This is a genomic window from Rhizobium leguminosarum bv. trifolii WSM2297, from assembly GCF_000271845.1.
This window is the reverse complement of record NZ_JH719395.1, coordinates 2284197-2305666: the sequence shown is the minus strand read 5'-3', so window position 1 is coordinate 2305666 and position 21470 is coordinate 2284197. Positions and strand designations below refer to the sequence as shown.

The following is a 21470-nucleotide window of genomic DNA, read 5'->3' as shown; positions in this document are numbered from 1 at the left end:
GCCACAATCCAGCACCCGTGTTACAGGCGTAGCCGAGCACTGAGATGAAATCCGATGCGGGTATCCACTTGGACAGGGAAGTGTGGCCAGAACTCGCGCAGGACTTCCGCATGAGGATGGAACGGGCGGCTGCCGGGATCGGAGCAGAACAGGCTGACGGAAGGTGCAAGCGCGGAAGCGATTCCGGATTGCCAATTTCCCTTCGATCCGTGGTGCATGATTTGCAAAATTGCGCTGTTCGCCAGTCGCTGGCCCGGTTGGAAAAACAGTTCGAATTCGTTCCACTCCCGTTTTGTCTTAAGCCTCGCATCGCCTGTATACATCTGTGAGAATCTCGTGGTCTCTTCCCGGAGTCCTACGGGATGTGAGGACGAAATGGTTTCCAACCTGATACGTTGATCAAGTGGCCCCGAGTAAAGGAACAAGGAGATCCTGTTTCGCGGGCCGGGTCCTTTGCCAAACGTCGCATCGTAAATCCCACCGAGAGACGCGAGAGCTGCATCACGTGCAGCGTCGCTGCTCGCCCTCAACAATCTTCGAGCATCGGGCAGTACTCTAGCCTCTAGGGTTGCTGACGGAACGGTCAGCAACTTCGTGTCATTGTACGGAACTAATTCCCAAACCGCTGTCCTGATACTCCCCCCGCGGCGTAGAAAACGAACTGAGACTGTTTTTGAGGCTCGTGCTGGATCATGCTCCGCGGCTTCGGGCGGTTTGCCATAGTCGACATCCAGCGGGTCCTCCTCAGGTGGCGACCCAGAGGGCTCGAAGGGGACGGGCGATGGGGGCGATGGGAGATCATCCCCATTGCTTTGGACATAGATTATCTCATCAATCTGTCCGCGGGAGGCTAGAAAACCTGTGGGGTCAATGAAAAATTCGGCCAAGGGTTCGGATGCTGATATGTTCTGCTGAAGCATTACGAGGATTCGCTGCCACAGCGGAATGTATGGAAGCAGCAACATTCGGACGCGATGAGCCGCGAGAAGCCGGACGAACCCATTGATGTGGTCCCGATCGAAGTGGGAAATGGCTGCAACGGTGATCTCCCTGCTGGATATCGCGTGCTGAGAGTTTTCGAACCCGTCCAGCGCAGCGTCCAATAATGAACTCCCGGAAACGGTTCCGCAGTCGAACACCCAGGTGAGTGGACGACGGCCAGACAACGTCAAAGCACCGCTGGAGAACAAGCCCTGCCCAACAGGCCACCAGTGCAGCCGAAGCTGGCCGATCGCGCCCCCCGGTGCGTAGAATTGGCCTTGAGGCGTAAAATCTCTGCCGTCCGGAAAGCGCAAGTTTGCAACGGCCGCCATGTAGGCAAGGGTTTCGCCCTCGGTTGCAGGTGGCTCCAATGCGCCACGCGAGCCGCTGTCGATTTCAGCTATAATGCGATGGTTTAGATCGCGTCCTGGTCGGGTGAAGTATGCCAGGATCATCTGATTTGTGGGTTTGGGCCGAAGGAGCAGCATGCGCTTGATCAGTCGGATTTCGGCTGGCGAAAGAGAGTAGGCTGATACCATTGAAAAGACTTTGACGAACTACTGTTGACGTCCTTTGTAACCAAAAGTTGTGAAGGGTGCGTTACTGGCGATCGATCTCAGGCACCGAAGCAGCACGTGCTCCAATTTAGCAGTGATGGCGGCTTCCCGGCGCGCGGTCGTGATACCATCGCGGTCATTTAGGAGACCCTTGAGCCGACAAAAATGCCAGGACAGCCGAGAATGCGGGTGACGAAAGCCTATTCGAGAAGAGCTTTCACCGGTTCTTCTAGCTTCTCTCTTGCCTCGGTCAGCCGCTTCTGTTTTGCGCGATATGCGATCCGGAAGTCATCGAGAACCTTCAGGTCATCTGCCATCTCGGACGGCTTAGGCTGAGGGATGTCCCGACCAGAGGACATGTCGTGCCCCGAGCGCTCCGACACATGCTTCATCGCGTGATAAATGGTCCTGTAGTCATCGTCATCAACGCCTACCGCCTTCAGCCTCATCGTCATGACGTCCGGAACGAACCGAACGATTGTCTTGTTCAGTACAAGCTCCTCCACCGCGCGCTCCCACGTTTCCCGAAGATCCGAGTAGAAGTCCTTAACAAGCCTGCGATAGCTCTCGGTATCGAATTCGGTCAGGGACGCATAAGATTTGGCACGATCCCGAAGGGTTCCAATGCGCGCGCTTAGATCGGCAACCCACGGTTCCTTATCTTCTTCGATTACGCCAAAACCCGCGCTGTCTGTCTTCCGAATGACCGTTTTCACAAGAGGAGTCTGTTCGCCGAACCGCGATGCCTCGGACACGATCTCATTGAAGAAGACGATGTTGTGCGTAAAGATGACAACCTGGCGGCCCTTTGCAGCCTCGGCAACCAGGCGCTTGGCAACGCGTCGCATGCGAATGTGATCCAGAGATGAAACCGGATCGTCGATGATCATCCCGTACTTCTCCCGATCGTCCCCAATCTCGGCAAGAAAGCACGCCAAGGCGAGTGCTCGCTGTTCTCCTTCAGATAGGACCTGTTTATTTTTGACGTGTTTGACGCCCTGGAGGCCGATCGAAAACAGGTTCTGTCCACCCGCGCTCGTTTCCTGGAGCTGAAAGGGGATGTGCTTGAGATCAAGGACCTCGATCTCACTTTGGATGCGCTTGTTGAACTCGGCAGTCACCATCTCCTTGCGAAGAGCTGTGATTTGGGTGGAGATTGCACGCGTATTTACGAGCTGCACGCAGCGCCGAATGCATTGGAGCGCCGATAGATCTGCATGACGCTGCAGCGTCGATGGAAGATTTGCCGCCAAGGTATTCCGGTCCCGCAGATCCGCCAGTCGCGCTCGTTTCTCATCCAGCCTGGCGGCATGAGTTGCCTTATGCGTCAACTCATGAGCTTCAGCCTCAAGAAGATTATGCTCGCTCCGGACCGTCGCAAGGAGATCCGAAAGGTCTGGAACTCTGGGTATCTCGGTAGCGCCTGATACCATGGCTGCTCGGCGCCTTTCAAAATCGTGGATGGCCTCCACGAGATGGGATGTCACACCCGCACGTACGGCATTGTCTTCTGCATAGATGGCAAAGTTCTCGGTTATGACTTGCTCGGAAGGAATTGCAACGCTCCTCAAGCCGCCGAGTGCTTCTTCAAGCCGCGTTCTCGCCGCCTGCGCCAAGCGAGAAGCTTCGCTGCTGATGAAGTCATTGAAGCGACCGATCCGGGATGCGCCAGCCTCGCTAAGCGGTTCCTGGCATAGAAGGCAGAGATCACCTTCGAGTGCAGGCAGACGGTCATCTGTTTGATCGCCAGACGAAATGGCGAACGCTCTCGCAGCCTCGAAGAGGATTTGCCACGCATCCGTCCCAGTGTTCTTGAACGGTTCGTTGGCAAACCTCTCCGTTGCAGACAACCGAACCGCTTTATCCGCCTCAATGCAGGCCGCTCTGGCGGCGGCAAGCTTGACCTCGAAATCATTGGACAACGCCTCTTGGAGGCCCACAAGGACTTCGTCGACCCTTCCGAGCAACGCCACCATCCGCCGTCGAGCTGCTGCCATTGCCATCGGGTCGGCTGCCAGCTCGCGCTCAAGATCCGCGAGCTCGCCCCGTTCTGCATCCGACAGCTCGGCGAGCGTGTTCAACTCGTCCGCTTTCGGCAAATCGGTCTTCGCGGGGTCAAGCCTGGCGAGCATCTCCGTCACAGAACTTCCGGGCGAGTAGCCAGCGGAAAAAGGCACAGAGATCCGTGTCAGGGACGTTCTTTCATCCGCCGCGAATCCTTGCGAAAGACGCTGGCAAATCTCGCCATGATGTTCGAGGATCGCAATCTCTTTAGGAAGATAGGCGATCCGATTCTTGGTATCGACGTAGAGCCGGGCGTTGCCGCTGTCGAAGACTGAAATCTGTTGCAGCACCCCTGGCGCGTCGGTCTGAGGATCCCACTCCAAAGCAATAGGCTCGTCATCTCCGACTTTGTAGCGCACCGTCACCTTGGGAGCATTGCCGCTCTCCGCAAACACGTTGCCTCGCAGATCTTCAGCCGCCAAGCTCCGGCATAACTTTTTCGCAATGCGGGTATATCCACTTTTTCCGCTCCCGTTCTCGCCGTACACGAGAGTGATCCCAGCTGGCGCGAAACGAAGCTGTTGATTTGGGGCGAGGCGATCAATGTTCTCGACCGGACCCAGCTGGAGGATCGCGGCACGACGTGTTTCGTTTGAAGATATTCCCAGATGGCCTCTATCGAGGCATTCGCCTTCAACCAACTCCTCGCTCGATCGGGCCGCGGCGATGACATTCTTTCTGATTGCCACCAGTTCATCGTCGCCAACGGTATAGTCCGATGCAGCGGCGATACGCCTCAAGCTGTCACGGGTCCACAGATCCTGGTCACCTGACCATTCCAAGAGAGTCTTCGCCAACGCGCCCTCGCGGCAAGTTTGTTTCACGGTGTGCAGACGATATGCAGATTCGCGGCAAAGTAAAATTATGAGAATAAAAGCGAACGTGGAAATTGTGGAGTTAAAAAAGACTGGGTGTATGTTCTGGACTACGAGGGGAAGAACGGGCGGCTCTCCGGCACCCAGGAAATTGCACAGCTGAGCGAGATCCTGGCGCTGAAGCGGCCGGGTCTCAGCCTGCAGAAGATTGCCGGGATGCTGGCCGGGCAATCCACCGATCTCGATCGCGTGCTCAACATGCAGAACCCTACCCTCCAGGAACAACTCGGGCGCACACAGCGGAGTTCCGCCATTCCCGATGCTCTGAGGATGAAGATTGCCGCAGGAGAGCTTCTGGACCGCTGCAATACGGCTGTTCACGAACGAACTGGAGAATTTCGTCGCCTGGTTGAGTTTGGAATGCTGCGCCGCTTAGATGATCGCGACAGCAGGCATGGGCGCCCAGAGCCTCGATAATGGTGTTTGTCCGTCCTTGGGGGAAATTGCGGGGATCGACAGTTTTGCGGATCAATGTGCCATTGGACGACGCGATACGGGTTGGATGTCCCAGGCGCTTAAGGCTCCGGTTAGCCGACAAAAGAAATCTACTGCTCGTGCGACGGTTCCCTCTGTGACCGTAAGGTCGAGCGTGCTTTTTTTGCGAGGGAGAAGATAACCTTCTCCATCTGACGGGCGCGCCGTCTTGAACGCAAGGGTGACATCTTTGGCAGCTGATTGGGCAAAAGACGATCTCTCGGTGTCCCGCAATTGATGAAGGAGCTTGATGTTCGCTGTCCTGCTTTCACCGGCTCGAATCCAGCGGTCGGGAAACCCGGATTGCGGAAGGAAGTGGGGTCTGGAGAGGATTCTTTCCAAACCTTTTGCGCTGCCAGTATCCCCTCGGTGGCATGGGAACATCCAGTGCGGCACAGAGCTTCGTCAGATAAGCTTCGGCAATGCCCAAGTCTCGTGCTGCCTTTGTGCCGGGGACAGGCCAGACAAGGTCATAAAGCTCTTCACGCGTCATCACTGTTCTCGTCTCCATGTTCGCCAGGCATGTCGGCCATATAGTCAGTTAGCGCTGAACCGAACGTCCGCCGCCGTTGGAGCTCGCGCTGGAATCTTTCAGTCTTGGCCCTTGCGAAAGGGTCGACCCCGCCTTGTAGGAGATCCGCCCACTCTGCTGCCTTTAGACGCTTCCGGGCGAAATGTTGTCGATGATGTGACGCGCGAATGCCTGGCGTCAATTCCCGACACGTCGATCTCCGGTCGCCGTGTTGTTCGGGAACTGACGACGCAGGTCGAACGACGCGGCAAGCCTGACATGATTGTTTCAGACAAAGGCACCGAACTCACCTCGAACACCTTGGCGCCTGAAATGCCGACAGGAACACCCTTCAGATCCTGGCTTCCATTAAGTCGACTCGACCCATCAGAGATGTCTTGAAGAATGCCGATCTTTGACTGGAACTAGTCGGCGAACCCACCACCCGAGCAGTCTTCAGCTGCACTCGGAGGGCGTCCGAACCCAGCTGTACACAGGTCTAGGCCGGGAGCTTAAGCAAATTTCGGAAAAGCGGTTGTTTTCTTGATATTGACATCCGCATCGGGGACTTCTAAAGATACCTTTGAGCAACCTGCATACAGCCTTTGGCGGCGCGGAACTTTGCCGCAACCGCTCGTCGGTGCGCAAGCATGCGGAAGGTCGTCATCCGCGATGGAGGCGGAAATGCTAGGCAACGCCGTTAAATGAAGGATCAAGGACGAGGAATACTAAGCCGCTGCCCAGTACCGCGCGCTCCTTGGATTCCGTCCCGGTTGCGTCAGATGCCTCGAACGCAGATGCGTGATGCTTGTAACGCCGGCGCAAGCAGCGCGCGGCCCGCATAATGCTAGATCGGACAGCGAGAATGGATATGCCGGTGAGCGCGTCGGTCATTTCCGAAATTCAACGAAAGGGGAACTTAAATGACATCAAACCCAAACACACAGGACATTTGGTTTCATCAACGCCGTACGATCTTAAAAGCAATCCTGATCGGATTAGCCGCACCTTTGCTTATGAGCTCGACAGCCTTGGCATCGTCGTGCGGCGACCATATTGCGCGCATCGCTGGAATTCTGGCGCCAGACACGATGAACCCATTTGCCACCTGGTCCTCATTTTGGCCTACAGCCTTCACCTATGACTTCCTGGTGGGCGTTGACGCTCAGCGTCACGCCGATCGGAAGGGGTTTGCAAAGGAATGGTCTGTCGCCGAAGACAGTCTCACTTGGACCTTCAAGGTCTGGCCCGGGATGAAATGGTCGGATGGCAAGCCCGCTACAGCTCGAGACGCGGCTTTCACCTACAATTATCTCCGCGACTCCATCGGGAAGCCAGAGGAATTGAACATCGGCTGGAACAACACGGGTGGATTAGAACTTGTGGAGAAGATTGCAGCTCTCGACGACTTGACGTTACAGATCGTCACGAAGACCCCGACACGGTGGCCGATCGACAATACCATTATGATCGTTCCGGAGCATATCTGGAAGGACATCAGTTACGCCGACGCTCGCAGCACATTCCGCAACGACCCGCCGCTCGTAGGAACGGGACCGATGATCATTGCGGAGTTTCAGCAAGGCCAGTTCGCCCGAATGATGCCGAATGCGTATTTCCGTACAGGCCAGCCCGCTATAGCGGGGTTGGTGTTTTCGTTCTTCCAGAGCGCAGATTCCATCGCGCAGGGGCTAAAGAGCGGAGACCTTGACTACGGAATGAACCTTACCCCGGCTCAATGGAATGATCTATCGAAGGACGATGGTGTAGTCGTTGGACAAGAGAGCATTGAGGCTCGCAATTATCTCGCGTTCAATACCGCTTCAGGCGAAGGGGCGGGAAGTACTAATGCGCTGCAAGATCAGGCGTTTCGCGACGCAATTGGTTATGCCATCGACCAGAATTTGATTGCCGAGCGCGCGTTTCGGGGCCATGCCGACCCGGGTTTAGGATTGGTTATGCCGGTCTCGAAGGATTACTATTCCGACCTTGCCGACATCAGGCGTCACTTCGACTTGGAGGAGGCGGCACGCAGACTCGATGCTGCAGGCTATAAAGACACAAATGGTGACGGCGTCCGGGAGGACAAGGAGGGCCACAGTTTTCAGCTTGAGCTAATTAGCGGTACAAGCTCAGGAACAATGGAAACCCCCATCGCGGCTGTTCAATTGGTCGCAGGCTGGCTTGGACAGATCGGGATTCCGGTCTCTGTAACACAGTTGGACTCAGGAGCAATTCAAGCGCGTACCGCTTTGCCAAGCCAAGGCGGCGGGAAATGGGACTTGTTCATCGGCGGAATATGGCTGTCTCCTAGTGCACCCGATTTGCTTGTTCTTGGACAAAAAGGCGTTAGACATAATCGCGCTTACTGGCAAAATGCCACGTTTGATGAGCTTGCTGCTGAAGTTGCGAAGACAGCTCAACTCGAAAAGAGCCAACAGTTGGTCGAGAAGGCTGTTCGGCTCATCTACAAAGAGGCCCCCTATATAATGCTCGCCTATCCATTCATGTTGGATGCGCGTCGGAAAGACTGCTTCGAAGGCTGGGGAACGGATGACCTGATCTCCATGTGGAGCTCCTTCCCGTTTGATCGTATGAAGGCTGCGTGATGGCCGGCGGATCGGGAGGCCAAGCAGGCCATCATCTAGGGCGCATCATATTCAGAGCAGTGACTACGCTCTTCATGGTGGCCGTTCTCAACTTCTTGCTGTTCCGGGTAATCCCCGGCGACCCTGCCAACATGTTGTTGGCAGGAGCTCGCAGTGCAGTTACGACCCAGCAGATCGAGGCTCAACGTCAAAGCTGGGGCCTTGATCAGCCATTAATCCCAAACCAACTCGTCAGCTATATCTCGGCCACGCTGCGGGGCGATCTTGGTTATAGTTTCAAATTCAGGGGGAGACGTGTTGCTGACCTCATCCTTGAAAGGTTACCGCAAACTCTCGCGTTGGCAGGACTAGCGCAGATAGTTGCCATCTCAATTGGTGTTTCACTCGGCATCATCGCTGGTTGGCGAAGAAGTGGAGCAGTTGACAATATCACCACCAGTGTCTCTTTGGCGTTATACTCAACACCACCCTTTTGGCTCGGCATGTTGTTAGTTGTGGTCTTCAGTACGATGCTCGGATGGCTCCCGGGTTATGGCGCGTATTCGGCGGGGGCACCTTATGGTGGCTCTCTGGAATGGTTATCAGACTATGCCCGCCATCTCATACTGCCGGTTCTCGCCGTAACGCTAGGACTGATTGGCCAGTATGTGGTGGTCGCGCGTGCTGCAATGAGTGATGTTGTCACCGAGGACTACATGGTGACGGCTCGCGCTAAGGGATTGACTAACAAACAGATGCTGATGCGGCATGCTTTCCGCAACGCTTTGTTACCGGTTGTTACGCTAATCACGCTTAACCTCGGCTATGTGGTTGCTGGCGCGATCACGGTCGAATCAGTTTTTGCCTGGCCTGGGATTGGCAGCTTGACAGTCGAAGCGCTGAACGCGCGGGACTATCCAGTTCTGCAGGGCATATTTTTGCTCCTTGGTGTTTCCATCGTTTTCGCAAACCTTATAGCCGATCTGATCTACGGCTTTCTAGATCCGCGGGTGCGGTAATGACCGACATGAAAAAATCTAGACGACCCAGCCCGCGGGTCCGCGGCCGGGCTGTCAAAGCATTCCTTGGTCAGTTGATGGCCCACAACGGTGCCAAGCTTGGGCTGGCGGCTCTGGTCGTTTTTCTTGCCATGGCGGCGATGCCTGTCATCCTCGTTGGCCCCTTGCAGACAGCCATAAATGCCGCGGGTGACTTTCTGGCAGCACCCTCTTACGCAAATCCGCTCGGAACCGATGAGGTTGGGCGAGATGTGCTGAACCTTGTCGTTCATGGCGCCCGCACCTCTCTGATTATCGCACTGATTTCCACTGGTATCAGCCTTATCGTTGGAACTATGGTCGGGATGGCCTCTGGCTACTACGGCCGCTGGGTTGATGTCTGGTTGATGCGCATGACGGATTTCTTTTTTGTCATTCCGTCTTTCGTCTTAGCGTTGGTCATCACGCCTGTAGCCGTCGGTGTTATGGGCCGCGGTGGAGATATCCTCGGTTTTCGACCTTCGCTTCTCGTAATTATTTTGGTGATTGGCCTGACCAGTTGGGCATTTGTCGCCAGAATTGTGCGAAGCCAGACCTTAACGTTGCGCGAGCGGCAATTCGTCGAGCGTGCACGGGTAGTAGGAACTAGCAACATTAAGATAATGACGCGCCATCTCCTACCAAATCTCGTGCCGCAGATTGCCGCAAATGGCGCCTTGGTTGTCGCCAACGCCATTTACACTGAAACCGCTCTCTCGTTTCTTGGGCTTGGCGACCCGTTGCAGCCCTCGTGGGGTACAATATTGTCACTGGCTCAGCGTGCCGGCGCTGCCAGTTCCGGAGCGTGGTGGTATCTCGGCGCACCTGGCCTCTGTGTGGTCATCGTATCGCTCAGCTTTGTTATGATTGGCAACGCTCTCGACGATATTTTCAATCCGCGCCGGAGGGCTATCCCATGAGCAGCGCCTTTCCACCCACTGCAGCCCCCATCTTGGAGGTGGTAGACATCTCAGTCGATTATCAACTATTGAACAGGTCGCTGCCTGCTCTCCGCGATATCAGCTTATTAATTCATGCTGGTGAGGCGGTTGCGCTTGTCGGCGAGTCCGGCAGCGGCAAAACTACGACCGCAATGACCGTCGCAGGCTTGTTGCCACCAAACGCGAAGGTCGCCTCAGGTGAGGTCCGCTATCGCGGCAAGCGTCTTCCCATCAACGATGAAGATGCCATGCGGCCACACCGTTGGAATGATGTGTCGGTCGTATTTCAAGGAGCAATGAACGCGCTCAACCCCGTACAACGAATCATCAAACAAATCGCCGAACCATGCATTCTCAAGCTCGGAATGACACGCAATGAGGCGATGAGGCGTGCAAGGGAACTACTGGAGTTAGTCGGCATCTCGGTGGAGCGCGGCGCCGCTTACCCCCACGAACTCTCGGGGGGTATGCGGCAAAGGGTGATGATCGCTATGGCGCTCGCCTGCCACCCCTCTATAATTATTGGGGATGAGCCCACAACCGCACTCGATGTGATCACCCAAGCGCAAATCTTAACGTTGGTGAAGCGCCTGAGGAAAGAACTCAACCTTGCACTAATCTTGATCACGCATGATCTGTCGGTTGTCGCAGAATCCTGCGATCGCGTCATGATCATGTATGCTGGCCGCATCATCGAAGATGGCAACGTGGCCGATGTCTTCCGAAGCCCCAAGCACCCATACACTAAGCTTCTCATCGACTCCATTCCAGATCCAACTCGGGGAAAGCGTGTAACCAAGCCGATACCGGGTGATCCACCGTCCTTGCAGAACCGCCCGTCAGGTTGCGCCTTCCGCACACGCTGTCCGTCCGCGATGGACATCTGCGCCAAGGAGGTTCCGAGCCCAACGGCCCAACAACATGGACGCGTCGCTTGTCACCTTTACTCGGCGACTTGCCAAGAACCGAAAGCAAACTCAAATGTCTAACGCCGCGTGTATCTTGTCTCTGGAGAACCTAAAAGTACACTTTGCAGGGAGAGGTGGAACACTTGATCGGATCTTTGCACGTCCTGTCGCAGCGGTTCGCGCTGTAGACGGGATAGATCTTACCATCGGCCGCGGCGAAATTGTCGCCGTTGTGGGGGAGTCTGGTAGCGGCAAGTCCACGGTGGGTCGTGTTATTACGAAATTGATCCAGCCGACAGGCGGCAAGCTTTTTTTTGATGGTCGGGACGTGACCTCGGTGAACGGCTTTTCTGCTCTGCGTCCGTACAGGCATCGGGTTCAGATGATCTTTCAAGATGCCTACCAGGCGTTAAACCCGCGCCATACCGTCTTCGAAATCGTCGCTGAGGGCGTGCGCTCGCTTCGGTTGGCGGAGCATGATGAGGAACTGGCGGAGCGAGTTTCCAGCTCACTCGCAGCAGCCGGCCTCAATCCTCCGCAGGATTTTCTTTCTAGATTTCCTCACGAGTTGTCCGGCGGCCAGCGTCAGCGAGTTGTGATTGCGGGGGCACTGGCTGTCCAACCGGACCTGATTGTGGCGGATGAGCCGGTATCGATGCTCGACGTCTCAATACGCGCGCAAATTCTACAGGTCCTGACGGACTTACGCACGCAGAGCAACATGGCCCTCCTCTTCATCACCCATGACCTACCAGTCGCTTGGTCAATTGCCGATCGCGTCGCAGTCATGTATCTCGGTCGTATTGTAGAGATCGGCACCGCCGACGAGATAACCTTTAATCCCCAGCATCCCTATACACTGGCTCTTAGCAAGGCTACGCCAAAGGCGCATCCCGCCACCACTGGCGAAGCTATTCCCGCTCTTGATGGCGAGGTGCCTAGTGCGGCACGAATCCCAATAGGGTGCAGATTTCACCCCCGTTGCCCAGTTGCTGTAGATCGCTGCAGAAGGGAGGATCCCCCAGCGGTTGCCTTAAGTCCAACTCATGACGCCGCCTGTTGGTTGCTCACGAAATAAGACAGTTCTCTGGACCGCAGCACCGGGTCGTACTCGGCGGGCTCTGAGCATGGATACGAGCAGGAAACAAGCGCGGCGCCGCAGCTCGAATGGAGGAGTTACCATGAAGCTAAGCGAATACGTTGATCTTGATGCTACCGGATTGGCTTCTCTGGTCAGCTCTGGAGAAGTGAAAGCGATAGAACTCGCTCAACTTGCTCGTGAGGCGCATGATGACGTTAATCCCAAGATCAACGCGGTGATTGAGTTTTACGATGATGCTGAAACTGTAGCTGCAAATGGTCGGGACGGAGGACTCTTCAACGGCGTACCATTCCTGAGAAAAGATTTGGGTTTCGCGGAGGCAGGGCGCCTTGAAGAGAAAGGAAGCCGTTTGTTCAAGGGCAACCGTTGGGAAACAGATAGCCACTATATACGCAGAGCACGCGCTGAGGGCCTCAGAATTCTTGGCCGCACGACAACGCCTGAATTCGGCATATCGGGGATGAGCGAATCAATTCTCACAGGAGTGACCGGAAACCCCTGGGACTTAAACCGTACTGCAGGTGGCTCTTCGGGCGGAGCGGCCGCGGCGGTTGCGGCAGGAATCACGCCAATTGCTTCTTCAAGTGACGGTGGTGGCTCAACACGTACTCCCGCAGCATGGTGCGGACTGGTCGGGTTGAATCCATCACGCGGTCGGATATCCGGAGGTCCAAACAACCAGGACTCCGCTTTCGGGTTCTCGCGTCAGTTTGTTGTATGTAAAACGGTTAGAGATATGGCTGCAGCCTTGGACGTATTCTCCGGGCCGTATCCAGGAGATCCGTTCGTTATTGTTCAGCCAGATCGCCCGTACGTTGAGGAGTTGACACAGGCGACTGGTCGACTGCGGATTGGCGTCGCTAGGACAAAATGGGGTGCGGTCGAACTCGAACCAGAAGTTTCGAAAGCGATCGATGTCACGGCAGCGGTTCTTTCCCAGATGGGGCACTTGCTTGAGGACGTCGATCCCCCACACACTTCCGCAGACTACAGCAGCATCCTGCTCGGAATGGCAGATTTGCGAGCGAACTGGCTTCAGAATGCGGCGCGACTCATGGGCCGAGAGATCAATGTGGAAACCCTCGAGCCAGTCAATTTGAAGCTTCATGAGCATGCCCGTAATTTACCACTGTCTCATGCCTCTGACGTCCATGAGGCCGTACGGAAGATGAGGCTGCAGGTTGGTGAGGCGATTCGAGACTACGACATACTCCTGACGCCCACCATGCCATCGCGTGCAATCCCTCACGGCGGTATTTACTGCGCAACCCATCCTACGATTTCTGCTGAAGAGTACATGGACGCGGATGCTGCTCTTTACCAGTTTGTCGGCCTATTCAACGTGACGGGCCATCCAGCTGTGTCTTTGCCTTTGGCCCAAAGTGATGATGCACTGCCGATCGGGATTCAAATTGTCGCCCGCTTCGGAGACGAGTCGACCTTGGTACGCGCAGCAAGGGACTTAGAAGACGCTCTACCATGGAGGCATCGCAAACCGAGGATAAGAGCTGGATCGATTGATCCGATTGTGCGCGCCCAAGGTACTTAAAGTGCCGTCACAAAATACTGCTTGGACTGGAATCGCGGCCGTGGCTATTGAGTATCGCAGAATAGTGCAGAGCGACTTAGCTTTATTAACTAGTTATGCAAACTTAAAAACAGTTGCGCGCCCAGGGGATGCCGTCGCGCAGCTTTTGCTACTGTTTCAGCGATCCGTTTGTCCCATCGTTGCCGCGTGGTTTGATTTTCTAGGAACGCACGTCGCTCTTGCGTTGCCGGAATCGTCTCCTTCAAGTCACAGGACCATATTACGTTCACCTTATCTCCCTTTCCCAGGCGCGCGGCGAAATCGTAGTCTCTGTATATGTAAAAAGGAGGGCGGGCGGCTCGCGGAGCGGGAGGGGATAGTAGCAGAAGATGGCTCGAACCGCATGCCACTTTTTCTTGCCTGTTCCGCGGGCATGCGACAACGACGGTGCGGGCAGAGCTTTCGCGCCGGGAACGGGCAGCTTTCGAACGGATTTGGGGGCCACGCAATGACGTTCCAATCCGCTCTACGCGCCGAATGCATGCGCTTTTGTCGGTCGATCTTGTCACTTGGCCGGCCACGTTCGAGCTACCACCACATATCACCCTAGCCGGACGGCTGCGGAGGACAATCGGGCCAATTGTGCTAAACTCTGACTGTGAGGAGAATGGGAAGTGCGAATCTTCATGACGTCATTGGCGACTGAGACTAATTCGTTCTCGCCAATTCCGACCAATCTGCGGTCGTTCGCTGAAGGAGGCTATTCACGCCGCGATGGAAGCTGCAGCGAGAGGAGTGCGAGTAGCGTTGCGCTGTCAGAGTGGCGCCGTGCGGCAAAGAATGATAGCCTCGAGGTCGTCGAAAGCATCACCGCCTTTGCTCAACCAGCCGGTACCACCGTCCGTGCCACTTACGAAGAGTTGCGCGACTTCATTCTCGATGACCTCCGCGATGCCCAACCCGTCGCCGTTGTTCTGCTAGATCTCCACGGCGCCATGATCGCGGACGGGTACGACGATTGTGAAGGTGACATCATCGCGCGCACGCGGGCCCTTGTTGGACCTAACGTCAAGATTGGGGTTTCGCTCGATCACCACTGCCACTTAACTCAGGCAATGGTGGAGGGCGCCGATATCCTCGTAGCTTACAAAGAGTACCCACACACCGACATGCGAGAATGCGCGCGCGAGGTCTATGATCTCACGATGGCCACGCGCAAGGGCAGCTTGACGCCCGTAAAGGCCGTGCATGATTGTAGGTTAATCGGCTTGTGGCCGACTACACGCGAACCCGTTCGCTCGTTCGTGGAACGCTTACGCGCACTTCAAAGCAAGAACGGCGTTGCTTCGATTTCACTGATCCATGGCTTCCCATGGGGTGACGTGGCCGACGTCGGCGCGAAGGTGCTCGTGATTGCCGACACTAATCAAGCGCAAGCGGATGCGCTCGCAAGCCAACTCGGTGCAGAATTTTCGGCCATGCGCGAGGAAGCCCGCACACCATACCTGACTGTTGACGAGGCTCTCGCACGAGTTCGCGCCAGCACGGCGAGGGCTCCTGTCGTCATCGCGGACGTCGCCGACAATGCAGGCGGTGGAGCAGCCTCCGACAACACAGCGATCCTGCAGCGCGTTTTGGACCTGGGCATTCGAGACATCGCTCTGGGCTGCTTCTGGGATCCAGTCGCGGTCCAGATGTGCTTCGGCGCCGGCATCGGGGCTGCTCTTGCGCTACGTATCGGCGGAAAGGTGGGGCGGAATTCCGGCCAGCCCGTGGATGTTGTCGGCACCGTTCGAGGGCTCTGCCCCGAGCACAAACAGCCAGGCCTTAGCGGCTCACAATCGCGGCTTGGTCCCAGTGCCTACGCCGAGGTCGAAGGGGTGCACATCATTTGCTCGACTATCCGCGAACAGGTATTCTCCCCTGAGCTCTTCACTGATATAGGCTGTTCCATCTCGGGTAAGAGAGGCATTGTGGTGAAATCAGCTCAGCACTTCTATCACAACTTCGAACCGATTGCCGCGGAAATTCAATACGTTGCAGCGCCGGGGTCGGCTGCCCCGGACTTCGCGCGGATCGCCTATACTAAGTTGCAGCGACCCGTCTGGCCGAGGTCGGACGCATAGTGCGCGACGAGAGACGCAGAAAAGGCTGTTCTGGAGGAAATGAGTGCTGGTCTACAAATCGCAATGTAGGGGAAACTTGCGACGACAAACGAACGCTTGCGGTAACGCCCTGGCCAATACGGTCTCGTGAAATTGGACTGTGCTGGTTACGCGATTGGCCTTGTCTATCCGCCGGGGGAGCCCGGCGAACTTCCGGATCGGAGACAAGGCCGAATTGCGCCCGGCATGACATTCCACCTCATGTCTGGTCTCTGGTATGGACTGGGGATTCAGCTTACCGAAGCATTCCGCCCCCCGGTGGTCGCCACGACCCACCGCTATGCCGCCGCCGATGTCGAGATGATGCGTAAAGGACTCGAGAAGGCGGGAGTCGCTGGCGATCTTGGCGTCCATTTCCGACCAAATGACGCCGGGCTGCAACTGCTGAACGGTATCTGATATTGTGTAATATGTGGCGGAGAATTCCAGATTTTGGCAGGCGTCGGCTGGCGCCGGGACGGCTCCGCCACATAATCTCAATCGGCGCATAACGCAGAGCGTTTTTAGCGTGGCGTCGCGGGTATCGACGGTGACGAGCGCTCAGCCCCCGACGGTGCGCTAAAAACGTGTTGGGCTAGGCCGCGGGCGCGAGTGGCGTTCTATGAATGGTGCCCGTCCAAGGAAAGGGTATGGCACAGTGGCTTGGATGAAGGTGGCGGGAGCGCGGGTGACGAAAGCAGCGCGGTTTCCGGGTTCGAAATAGGTGACGATTGGCTCCGTGACCTGTAAGCGGCGTGCCACCCGCACCTTGACCGAAGTCATCGGTAGATTTGCTGATGGCCGCATGAGTTGCGCGGTAGCATAGCGGCGCAAGCTGACATTGCGACTTCAATGAAAACCACTACTGTTGGGCAGGCGACTGCTCAACGGAGTGTTCGATATGGATGAAGAAGTTTCGGATCGTGTGATTGAACAACGGTTGCGAAATCGAGTGATCGACGCCGTCGAAGTTCTCGCTCGGGGAAACGAAGGGCTCGTTGAGGTCAATTACAATGAGTTCTTTTTAGCGTTTTTCGACTGCTGGGATAATGGACGGTTGATCAGGTGGCCAAATAGCGCGTTCACGGACGTGGAAGAACAGACGGTCAACGACCTGGGGCGCATGTTGGAGGGCATCACAACAGAAACACTGCACTTCCAAAGCGAGGCGGAATACATCCAGTCCGGATGCGCTGAACGGATCAAACCAGTGGCGCAGGAAGCTCTGACCTTGTTTCTGACGCGAGGCCGATTTAGCGAGGATTATGAAGAGCTAACTCCAGCTCTCAATGCATCCCAAACATAAACCGAAACTTCCGCTTTCGGGACGACTGCGGTATCTGAAACGAGTCACCGGAACGGAAAATTCCAAGGCAGTAGCTCGTTAACCCGGCTCTGCTTGTGACCGTTGACGATGGCAGTGAGCGTGGCGGTCAGGTAGGCAAGCGAATCGATGGAATTGACGCTCTGCGACTTCACTCACCATCACGCCTGACCGAAGGCTCTCCGACACGATCCTGCGCCTTGACGTCGTCCGGCCAATGCCGATGCACCTCACGTCCAGACTTCCTGGTTGTGAGAAACTCCAATGTACTCTTCATGGAGAAACTCCCGTTGCTCGTCCATGGAAAGCCCATCACAGATCAGGTCATGAAGACAACGTGGAAGTGGAACGCCGGTTACAGATTGATTATCGATGCGATCATCTTTCGGACGACCGCGATCGGTTGACTGCAGATCGTAGCGACTTGCGGGGAACAAAGGCCGACGAGAAATCGCCGGGCGTTATTCGATTGTATCGAATTTGGTTGTCGGGGCGGGGATTCGAACCCCGCGTCACAGCTCGAAAGCTGGAAGCGACCTCGGATACCCGAGGGATGGGGAGAGCGCCGCGCTCCAATTACGCTTACGCCCGACTAAAGCATTAACTCCCGGGCCTTGCGATTGTTCCTAGTAGGATCTTCCACTGCGAAGATGATTGTAAGCTTCCTGCCCATCTCGCCCTTGGCGATCGAGCAACGCCAATTACAATTCAGCCAACGATGCATAGAGAACGACAGCATCGCTAATATTGATCAGTGCATAACGCGGCCGATGAAGTTGATCTCGGACGTATGGGCGAATAGCCTCTGACCTTGCCCCGTTTGAAATATTCATTTGAAGCAAGCTCTGGCCCAATTGAGAGGACCGGGGAATGAAGCGCAACCGTTTCACAGACGAACTCTAACCGATTGACCTTGTGATCGTGGATGCGATCGAGCACAGCCAGATAGGCCTGCGGATCAAGACCATTCATCTTGGCCGTCTCAATGATCGTCATGGCTCGAGCCAAGGTCTCCGCTCCCGTATCGGCTCCTGGGAAGAGCCAGTTCCATCTTTCCACGCCTATCGGACGTAGGGGGCCCACTCGGCGGCATTGTTGTCGATCGCGACGCGACCGTCTTCGAGGGAACAGATAGAGCGAAGACCATCGGCTCAATACGCAGCGGAAAGCTGTCGCCAGATCGCTTTTGCCCGGAATGCGCGTGAGTTGAGCTTCAGCCCAGTGGCGGAATGCATCGGCCTTAGGCTTGCCCCCAATGGCAAATCCCGGATGGCCTAAGGGAAGTTGGCGTCATCCTTCACCGAAATGTGTATATGTTTTGAAAGCTAGTCGCTCGTGGACTGGTTGCGCAGGCCGCGAACGTAGCGAAAAAGCTTGGCTTGGTGACGGGCATCAGCAAGTGCATCATGCTTCTCGGCCTCATTTTGCTTGTCGACAGGAAACTGGCTTGATCGAGTGGCGTCCCAGGACGAATCTGTTGCTCCCATATACATCGCTTTGATGTCGACGGCTCCGATGCCGAAAGGATTCTTCTTTAAAAAGTGAAGGAAATAATAGTTCACAAAGGCCCAATCAAAAGGTGCGTTAAAGCCCACAAAAATCGGCTTTCCGTCCCCGGAATTGGCGGTGATCCATTCATCCAGACGTCCCATGGCCTCTGCAGGATTCGTCCCGGTGTCTTTCAGGCTGTCGAGATCGAACCCACTAACGGCCATCGCCTCGGGAATGACATTCTCGCTGATCGGCTTGAACTCGACGTAGAAGCTTTTGTCGGGATCGGAGACCAAGCAGCAACCGAGTGAAAGCATGCTGTAATCCGGAGGCATTGGACCAGCTGCTTCAATGTCGACAGAGATAAAAATTTCCTCACGCTTTTCAGTCATGAGATCAACGGCTCCACGTCGACCAGAGGCGGGCGAGCTTGAACTGACGTCCAGTGTTCAAACAGTTCCTTCTGCAAATCAACAGAAGTCTTTGTGGGTACCCAAGGGAACCCTGCGTAGGTTGTGATGTCAAACGGAAACTTCTCGCCTTTCATGGCAGTGAGGATGGTGGGATGGCCGCGACCCAGCGCGTATCCAAGCTCTATGAAGCAATTCGGCCTCGAACCGGTGACGTCTGCAATGACCAACTGGCTATGATGGAGCTTGGCAAAAATATCTGCATCTATACGGGACTGATCCACAGACTGCCGCCCGTCAACGACGAGGAGCTTGAAGCCCAGTTTACCTTCCACGACGGGTTTAACCACGCCTTCGAAGAAGTCCTCAACGGCTTTGAAATTTTCGTGTGTGGGATCCAGCAGCCTAACCGCGAATGCCTTCGGTGGAACGAGTGCTTCTAGCAGATCGACAAAATCCTGGACCATCGCATTTACGTTGCTCTGGCTGGCGAAGTTCACGCGATTAAGCCAGCCGTGCGCATCAATCGCGCCGCTGGTCTGAAACAAACGCTTTGTGTTGGCTCGGCCGAGCCCAAATTCGAAAACCCGGCGGGCTCCCGTTCCTTGCGGCGTGATAGGTATATTCACCGGAACGACAGGTTTGCCATTGCTTGCGTAGAGGTTGGTCAGAAAGAGGGCGCCTTCTTCTCCTCCAATTGGTATGAGTATGTCACCCCAGTACGCCTGAGCCTCCATCCTCTTGCTAGCCATGTTCCAGAAGGAGGCATTGTCGATTTTGACCTTGTCCGACCGGCGCAAGCCATCCCACATTTCCCTATACTGAGGGGGGATTTGCCCTTCGGACTTGTGATGCTGAACGGCGACAGCCATAATTCCAGGCGCGTCCGGCGGTCTGAGAATCACATTCTTTTCAATGGTTTCCCAAATAAGCCAATCAAAAATCTTTGGGTTTCCGTCGATATCGCGCGTCGGTTCGCCGTCCACGGGTACCACGAAGTTGGCGCCGTTCTTAACGAGTTCCTTGACGAGTGCGGCCACGAACTGGCGTGCCAAGCCAACATTCTCCACAGAGGCGTGTTCCAGCTCTTTCGAAATGCTGCCGGTGATGTGGATGCGGCGTCCGAACAGTGGTGACCTCGGCATTACTTGTCCTCCATGACGGGCGAGGGCGCCATTGCAGACGCGACATGTAGCAAGAGGTTCGCGCTAAGTGGTTGAGTTGGAAATGCCTTCGCCAGAGCTTGCGGATAGAGCCTGGTACGGATGTCCGAATATGTCCACGTCGGCTGATCGGCGCGTGGGCCGGTGATGGCAACCAGCTTAGCAAGGTCGTCTGCGGAAGGGTTCAGAGCGGCAAGGTCGCTGCTGAAGAGAGCTTTCCGCTCCTCCGGCGTAGGTCTCGAAAAGGCGCGGACAACAGCTGCTCTCCGCCGGAGCGCGGGATCGAGGACAGACAGGCGGTTCGTGCAAAGGATAACGAGAATGCGCCCGTTGAACCGGCGGAGATCATCAATGTGCTGGATGAGCGTGTTGACCGCGACCTTGTCCTCGTGGTGGCTGTGTTCCTGCGACCGATTGGCGGCGAGGGAGTCGCCTTCGTCGATGATCAGGATCGCCCGCTTGTTCTTTCCAACAGCCTTGATCACTTGCTGGAATGCTTGGGAAATGAGTGTTCCCATTTCGCCGACCATGCCGCTGCCGCGTACGCGGTTACTCATCTTGAACAGCGTCGCATCCTCGACTCGCGCCTCGGCCACGAGGCGGTTGGCGATTGTCTCCGCCGTCGCGGTCTTGCCCGTGCCAACGTCTCCATGAAAGATCGCAAACGGATATTGCTCTTGCAGCAATGTCCCAAGGTTCAACTTGCCGTGGTGAAACTTCGTATTCCAGGCAGGGAGTTCGCTGGAATTCAGCAGGAGCCGGAGCTGGGCATGTACCGCCTGATACCGCTCATCGAATCCTATCAGCGTCTTCGCCTTTTGAGCGAGACCGTCGTCGGGGAGAGGCAGTTCGGCATCAAACAACGACGATTCGCTCACGACCAATCCTCCCGGCGCATACCCCAGCCGTTGCTCGCATAATCGCGGCGCCCGGAACTCGTCAGTGAAGAGTGGCTTGTATCGACAGAGGTGAAGCCCCAGCTGATGTTGAGCCGACCGCGGAGGGATTCGAGAACGGCACTACTAAAACTGTCGGTATGGCTCATGATGATCCGGATGGACGAGCCTGAAAGCTCGTCCCACCGGACGCCGCCCGGTCGGGCGGACTTTAGTGTGCCCGTGTTCTCATCGACGTGATATTTCACGGCCCTGATCTCCCTGCCGCCAAACATCTGCGTTACATCAACCGCTTTCAGGTAACCCTTGGAAGCCAGAAGCTCGACGTCTGCGCCATAATCGGCCGCAGCCGTTTCAGTCATCGCCCGGGTGCTGGAAGCGATCATCTTCAGATCGGTCGTGAATTGGCGGACAACGATGTTGATATCAGTGGTCGTATAGCTGCCAGTGGCGGAGGCGGTACGCGTAACCGACAT

General features: G+C 55.9%; 17 protein-coding genes, 1 tRNA gene and 2 pseudogenes. 11 read left to right on the top strand and 9 right to left on the bottom strand.

Annotated elements, in window-relative coordinates; translation table 11 throughout:
* Nucleotides 1–20: 20 nt before the first annotated feature.
* Both RLEG4DRAFT_RS26575 and RLEG4DRAFT_RS26570 read right to left on the bottom strand, forming a co-directional pair.
* Complete coding sequence (locus tag RLEG4DRAFT_RS26575) at nt 21–1520, bottom strand: hypothetical protein (protein ID WP_003581414.1); 1500 nt, start codon at nt 1518–1520, stop codon at nt 21–23.
* Nucleotides 1521–1738: 218 nt separating this feature from the next.
* On the bottom strand, nt 1739–4399 hold the full coding sequence (locus RLEG4DRAFT_RS26570) for an AAA family ATPase (RefSeq protein WP_037094229.1): 2661 nt from the start codon (nt 4397–4399) through the stop codon (nt 1739–1741).
* A 114-nt stretch (nt 4400–4513) separates the two neighbouring features.
* On the opposite strand from RLEG4DRAFT_RS26570, the gene RLEG4DRAFT_RS41150 reads away from it, so the two are divergent.
* The 11 genes and pseudogenes from RLEG4DRAFT_RS41150 to RLEG4DRAFT_RS26515 all read left to right on the top strand — a co-directional run bounded on the left by RLEG4DRAFT_RS41150 (nt 4514) and on the right by RLEG4DRAFT_RS26515 (nt 17016).
* On the top strand, nt 4514–4894 hold the full coding sequence (locus RLEG4DRAFT_RS41150) for a hypothetical protein (protein WP_037094226.1): 381 nt from the start codon (nt 4514–4516) through the stop codon (nt 4892–4894).
* 730 nt (nt 4895–5624) lie between these two features.
* Nucleotides 5625–5786, top strand: a pseudogene (locus RLEG4DRAFT_RS40430) (DDE-type integrase/transposase/recombinase); the annotation flags it as partial.
* A 599-nt stretch (nt 5787–6385) separates the two neighbouring features.
* Nucleotides 6386–8071 carry an ABC transporter substrate-binding protein gene (locus RLEG4DRAFT_RS26555; protein ID WP_003581409.1) on the top strand — a complete coding sequence of 562 codons (1686 nt, stop codon included), beginning with the start codon at nt 6386–6388 and terminating at the stop codon, nt 8069–8071.
* Complete coding sequence (locus tag RLEG4DRAFT_RS26550) at nt 8071–9069, top strand: ABC transporter permease (RefSeq protein ID WP_003581406.1); 999 nt, start codon at nt 8071–8073, stop codon at nt 9067–9069. Before RLEG4DRAFT_RS26555 ends, RLEG4DRAFT_RS26550 begins: the two co-directional genes overlap by 1 nt.
* Entirely contained in the window at nt 9069–10007 is a 939-nt protein-coding gene (locus RLEG4DRAFT_RS26545; protein WP_003581405.1) for an ABC transporter permease, read from the top strand. Before RLEG4DRAFT_RS26550 ends, RLEG4DRAFT_RS26545 begins: the two co-directional genes overlap by 1 nt.
* Nucleotides 10004–11017, top strand: a complete 1014-nt coding sequence (locus RLEG4DRAFT_RS26540; RefSeq protein WP_003581404.1) for an ABC transporter ATP-binding protein — start codon at nt 10004–10006, stop codon at nt 11015–11017. Before RLEG4DRAFT_RS26545 ends, RLEG4DRAFT_RS26540 begins: the two co-directional genes overlap by 4 nt.
* Nucleotides 11010–12014, top strand: a complete 1005-nt coding sequence (locus RLEG4DRAFT_RS26535) for an ABC transporter ATP-binding protein (protein ID WP_003581402.1) — start codon at nt 11010–11012, stop codon at nt 12012–12014. The genes RLEG4DRAFT_RS26540 and RLEG4DRAFT_RS26535 overlap by 8 nt, the downstream gene beginning before the upstream one ends.
* A 103-nt stretch (nt 12015–12117) precedes the next feature.
* The gene (locus tag RLEG4DRAFT_RS26530; protein WP_003581400.1) at nt 12118–13587 is read left to right on the top strand and encodes an amidase; all 1470 of its coding nucleotides are present in this window, start codon (nt 12118–12120) and stop codon (nt 13585–13587) included.
* Between the two features lie 653 nt (nt 13588–14240).
* Nucleotides 14241–15692: a M81 family metallopeptidase gene (locus RLEG4DRAFT_RS26525; RefSeq protein WP_003581396.1), complete on the top strand. Its 1452-nt coding sequence runs from the start codon at nt 14241–14243 to the stop codon at nt 15690–15692.
* Between the two features lie 225 nt (nt 15693–15917).
* On the top strand, nt 15918–16130 hold the full coding sequence (locus tag RLEG4DRAFT_RS26520; RefSeq protein WP_003581394.1) for a hypothetical protein: 213 nt from the start codon (nt 15918–15920) through the stop codon (nt 16128–16130).
* Between the two features lie 481 nt (nt 16131–16611).
* Nucleotides 16612–17016: a hypothetical protein gene (locus RLEG4DRAFT_RS26515; protein ID WP_003581392.1), complete on the top strand. Its 405-nt coding sequence runs from the start codon at nt 16612–16614 to the stop codon at nt 17014–17016.
* A 44-nt stretch (nt 17017–17060) separates the two neighbouring features.
* Here the strand turns inward: RLEG4DRAFT_RS26515 and RLEG4DRAFT_RS26510 are convergent.
* The 7 genes and pseudogenes from RLEG4DRAFT_RS26510 to RLEG4DRAFT_RS26485 all read right to left on the bottom strand — a co-directional run.
* Nucleotides 17061–17162, bottom strand: a pseudogene (locus RLEG4DRAFT_RS26510) (transposase domain-containing protein); the annotation flags it as partial.
* 357 nt (nt 17163–17519) lie between these two features.
* Nucleotides 17520–17627, bottom strand: a tRNA-OTHER gene (locus tag RLEG4DRAFT_RS41010).
* Nucleotides 17628–17775: 148 nt separating this feature from the next.
* Nucleotides 17776–18291 (bottom strand): transposase domain-containing protein, encoded by a 516-nt coding sequence (locus tag RLEG4DRAFT_RS39260; RefSeq protein WP_432416829.1) that lies wholly within the window; start codon nt 18289–18291, stop codon nt 17776–17778.
* A gap of 68 nt (nt 18292–18359) precedes the next feature.
* Nucleotides 18360–18917: a 3'-5' exonuclease gene (locus RLEG4DRAFT_RS26500; protein WP_003581391.1), complete on the bottom strand. Its 558-nt coding sequence runs from the start codon at nt 18915–18917 to the stop codon at nt 18360–18362.
* The gene (locus tag RLEG4DRAFT_RS26495) at nt 18914–20080 is read right to left on the bottom strand and encodes a hypothetical protein (protein ID WP_003581389.1); all 1167 of its coding nucleotides are present in this window, start codon (nt 20078–20080) and stop codon (nt 18914–18916) included. Before RLEG4DRAFT_RS26495 ends, RLEG4DRAFT_RS26500 begins: the two co-directional genes overlap by 4 nt.
* A complete protein-coding gene (locus RLEG4DRAFT_RS26490) occupies nt 20080–20976 on the bottom strand; it encodes an AAA family ATPase (protein ID WP_003581388.1) in 897 nt (298 codons plus the stop codon). Before RLEG4DRAFT_RS26490 ends, RLEG4DRAFT_RS26495 begins: the two co-directional genes overlap by 1 nt.
* Entirely contained in the window at nt 20973–21470 is a 498-nt protein-coding gene (locus RLEG4DRAFT_RS26485) for a hypothetical protein (RefSeq protein ID WP_003581386.1), read from the bottom strand. The genes RLEG4DRAFT_RS26490 and RLEG4DRAFT_RS26485 overlap by 4 nt, the downstream gene beginning before the upstream one ends.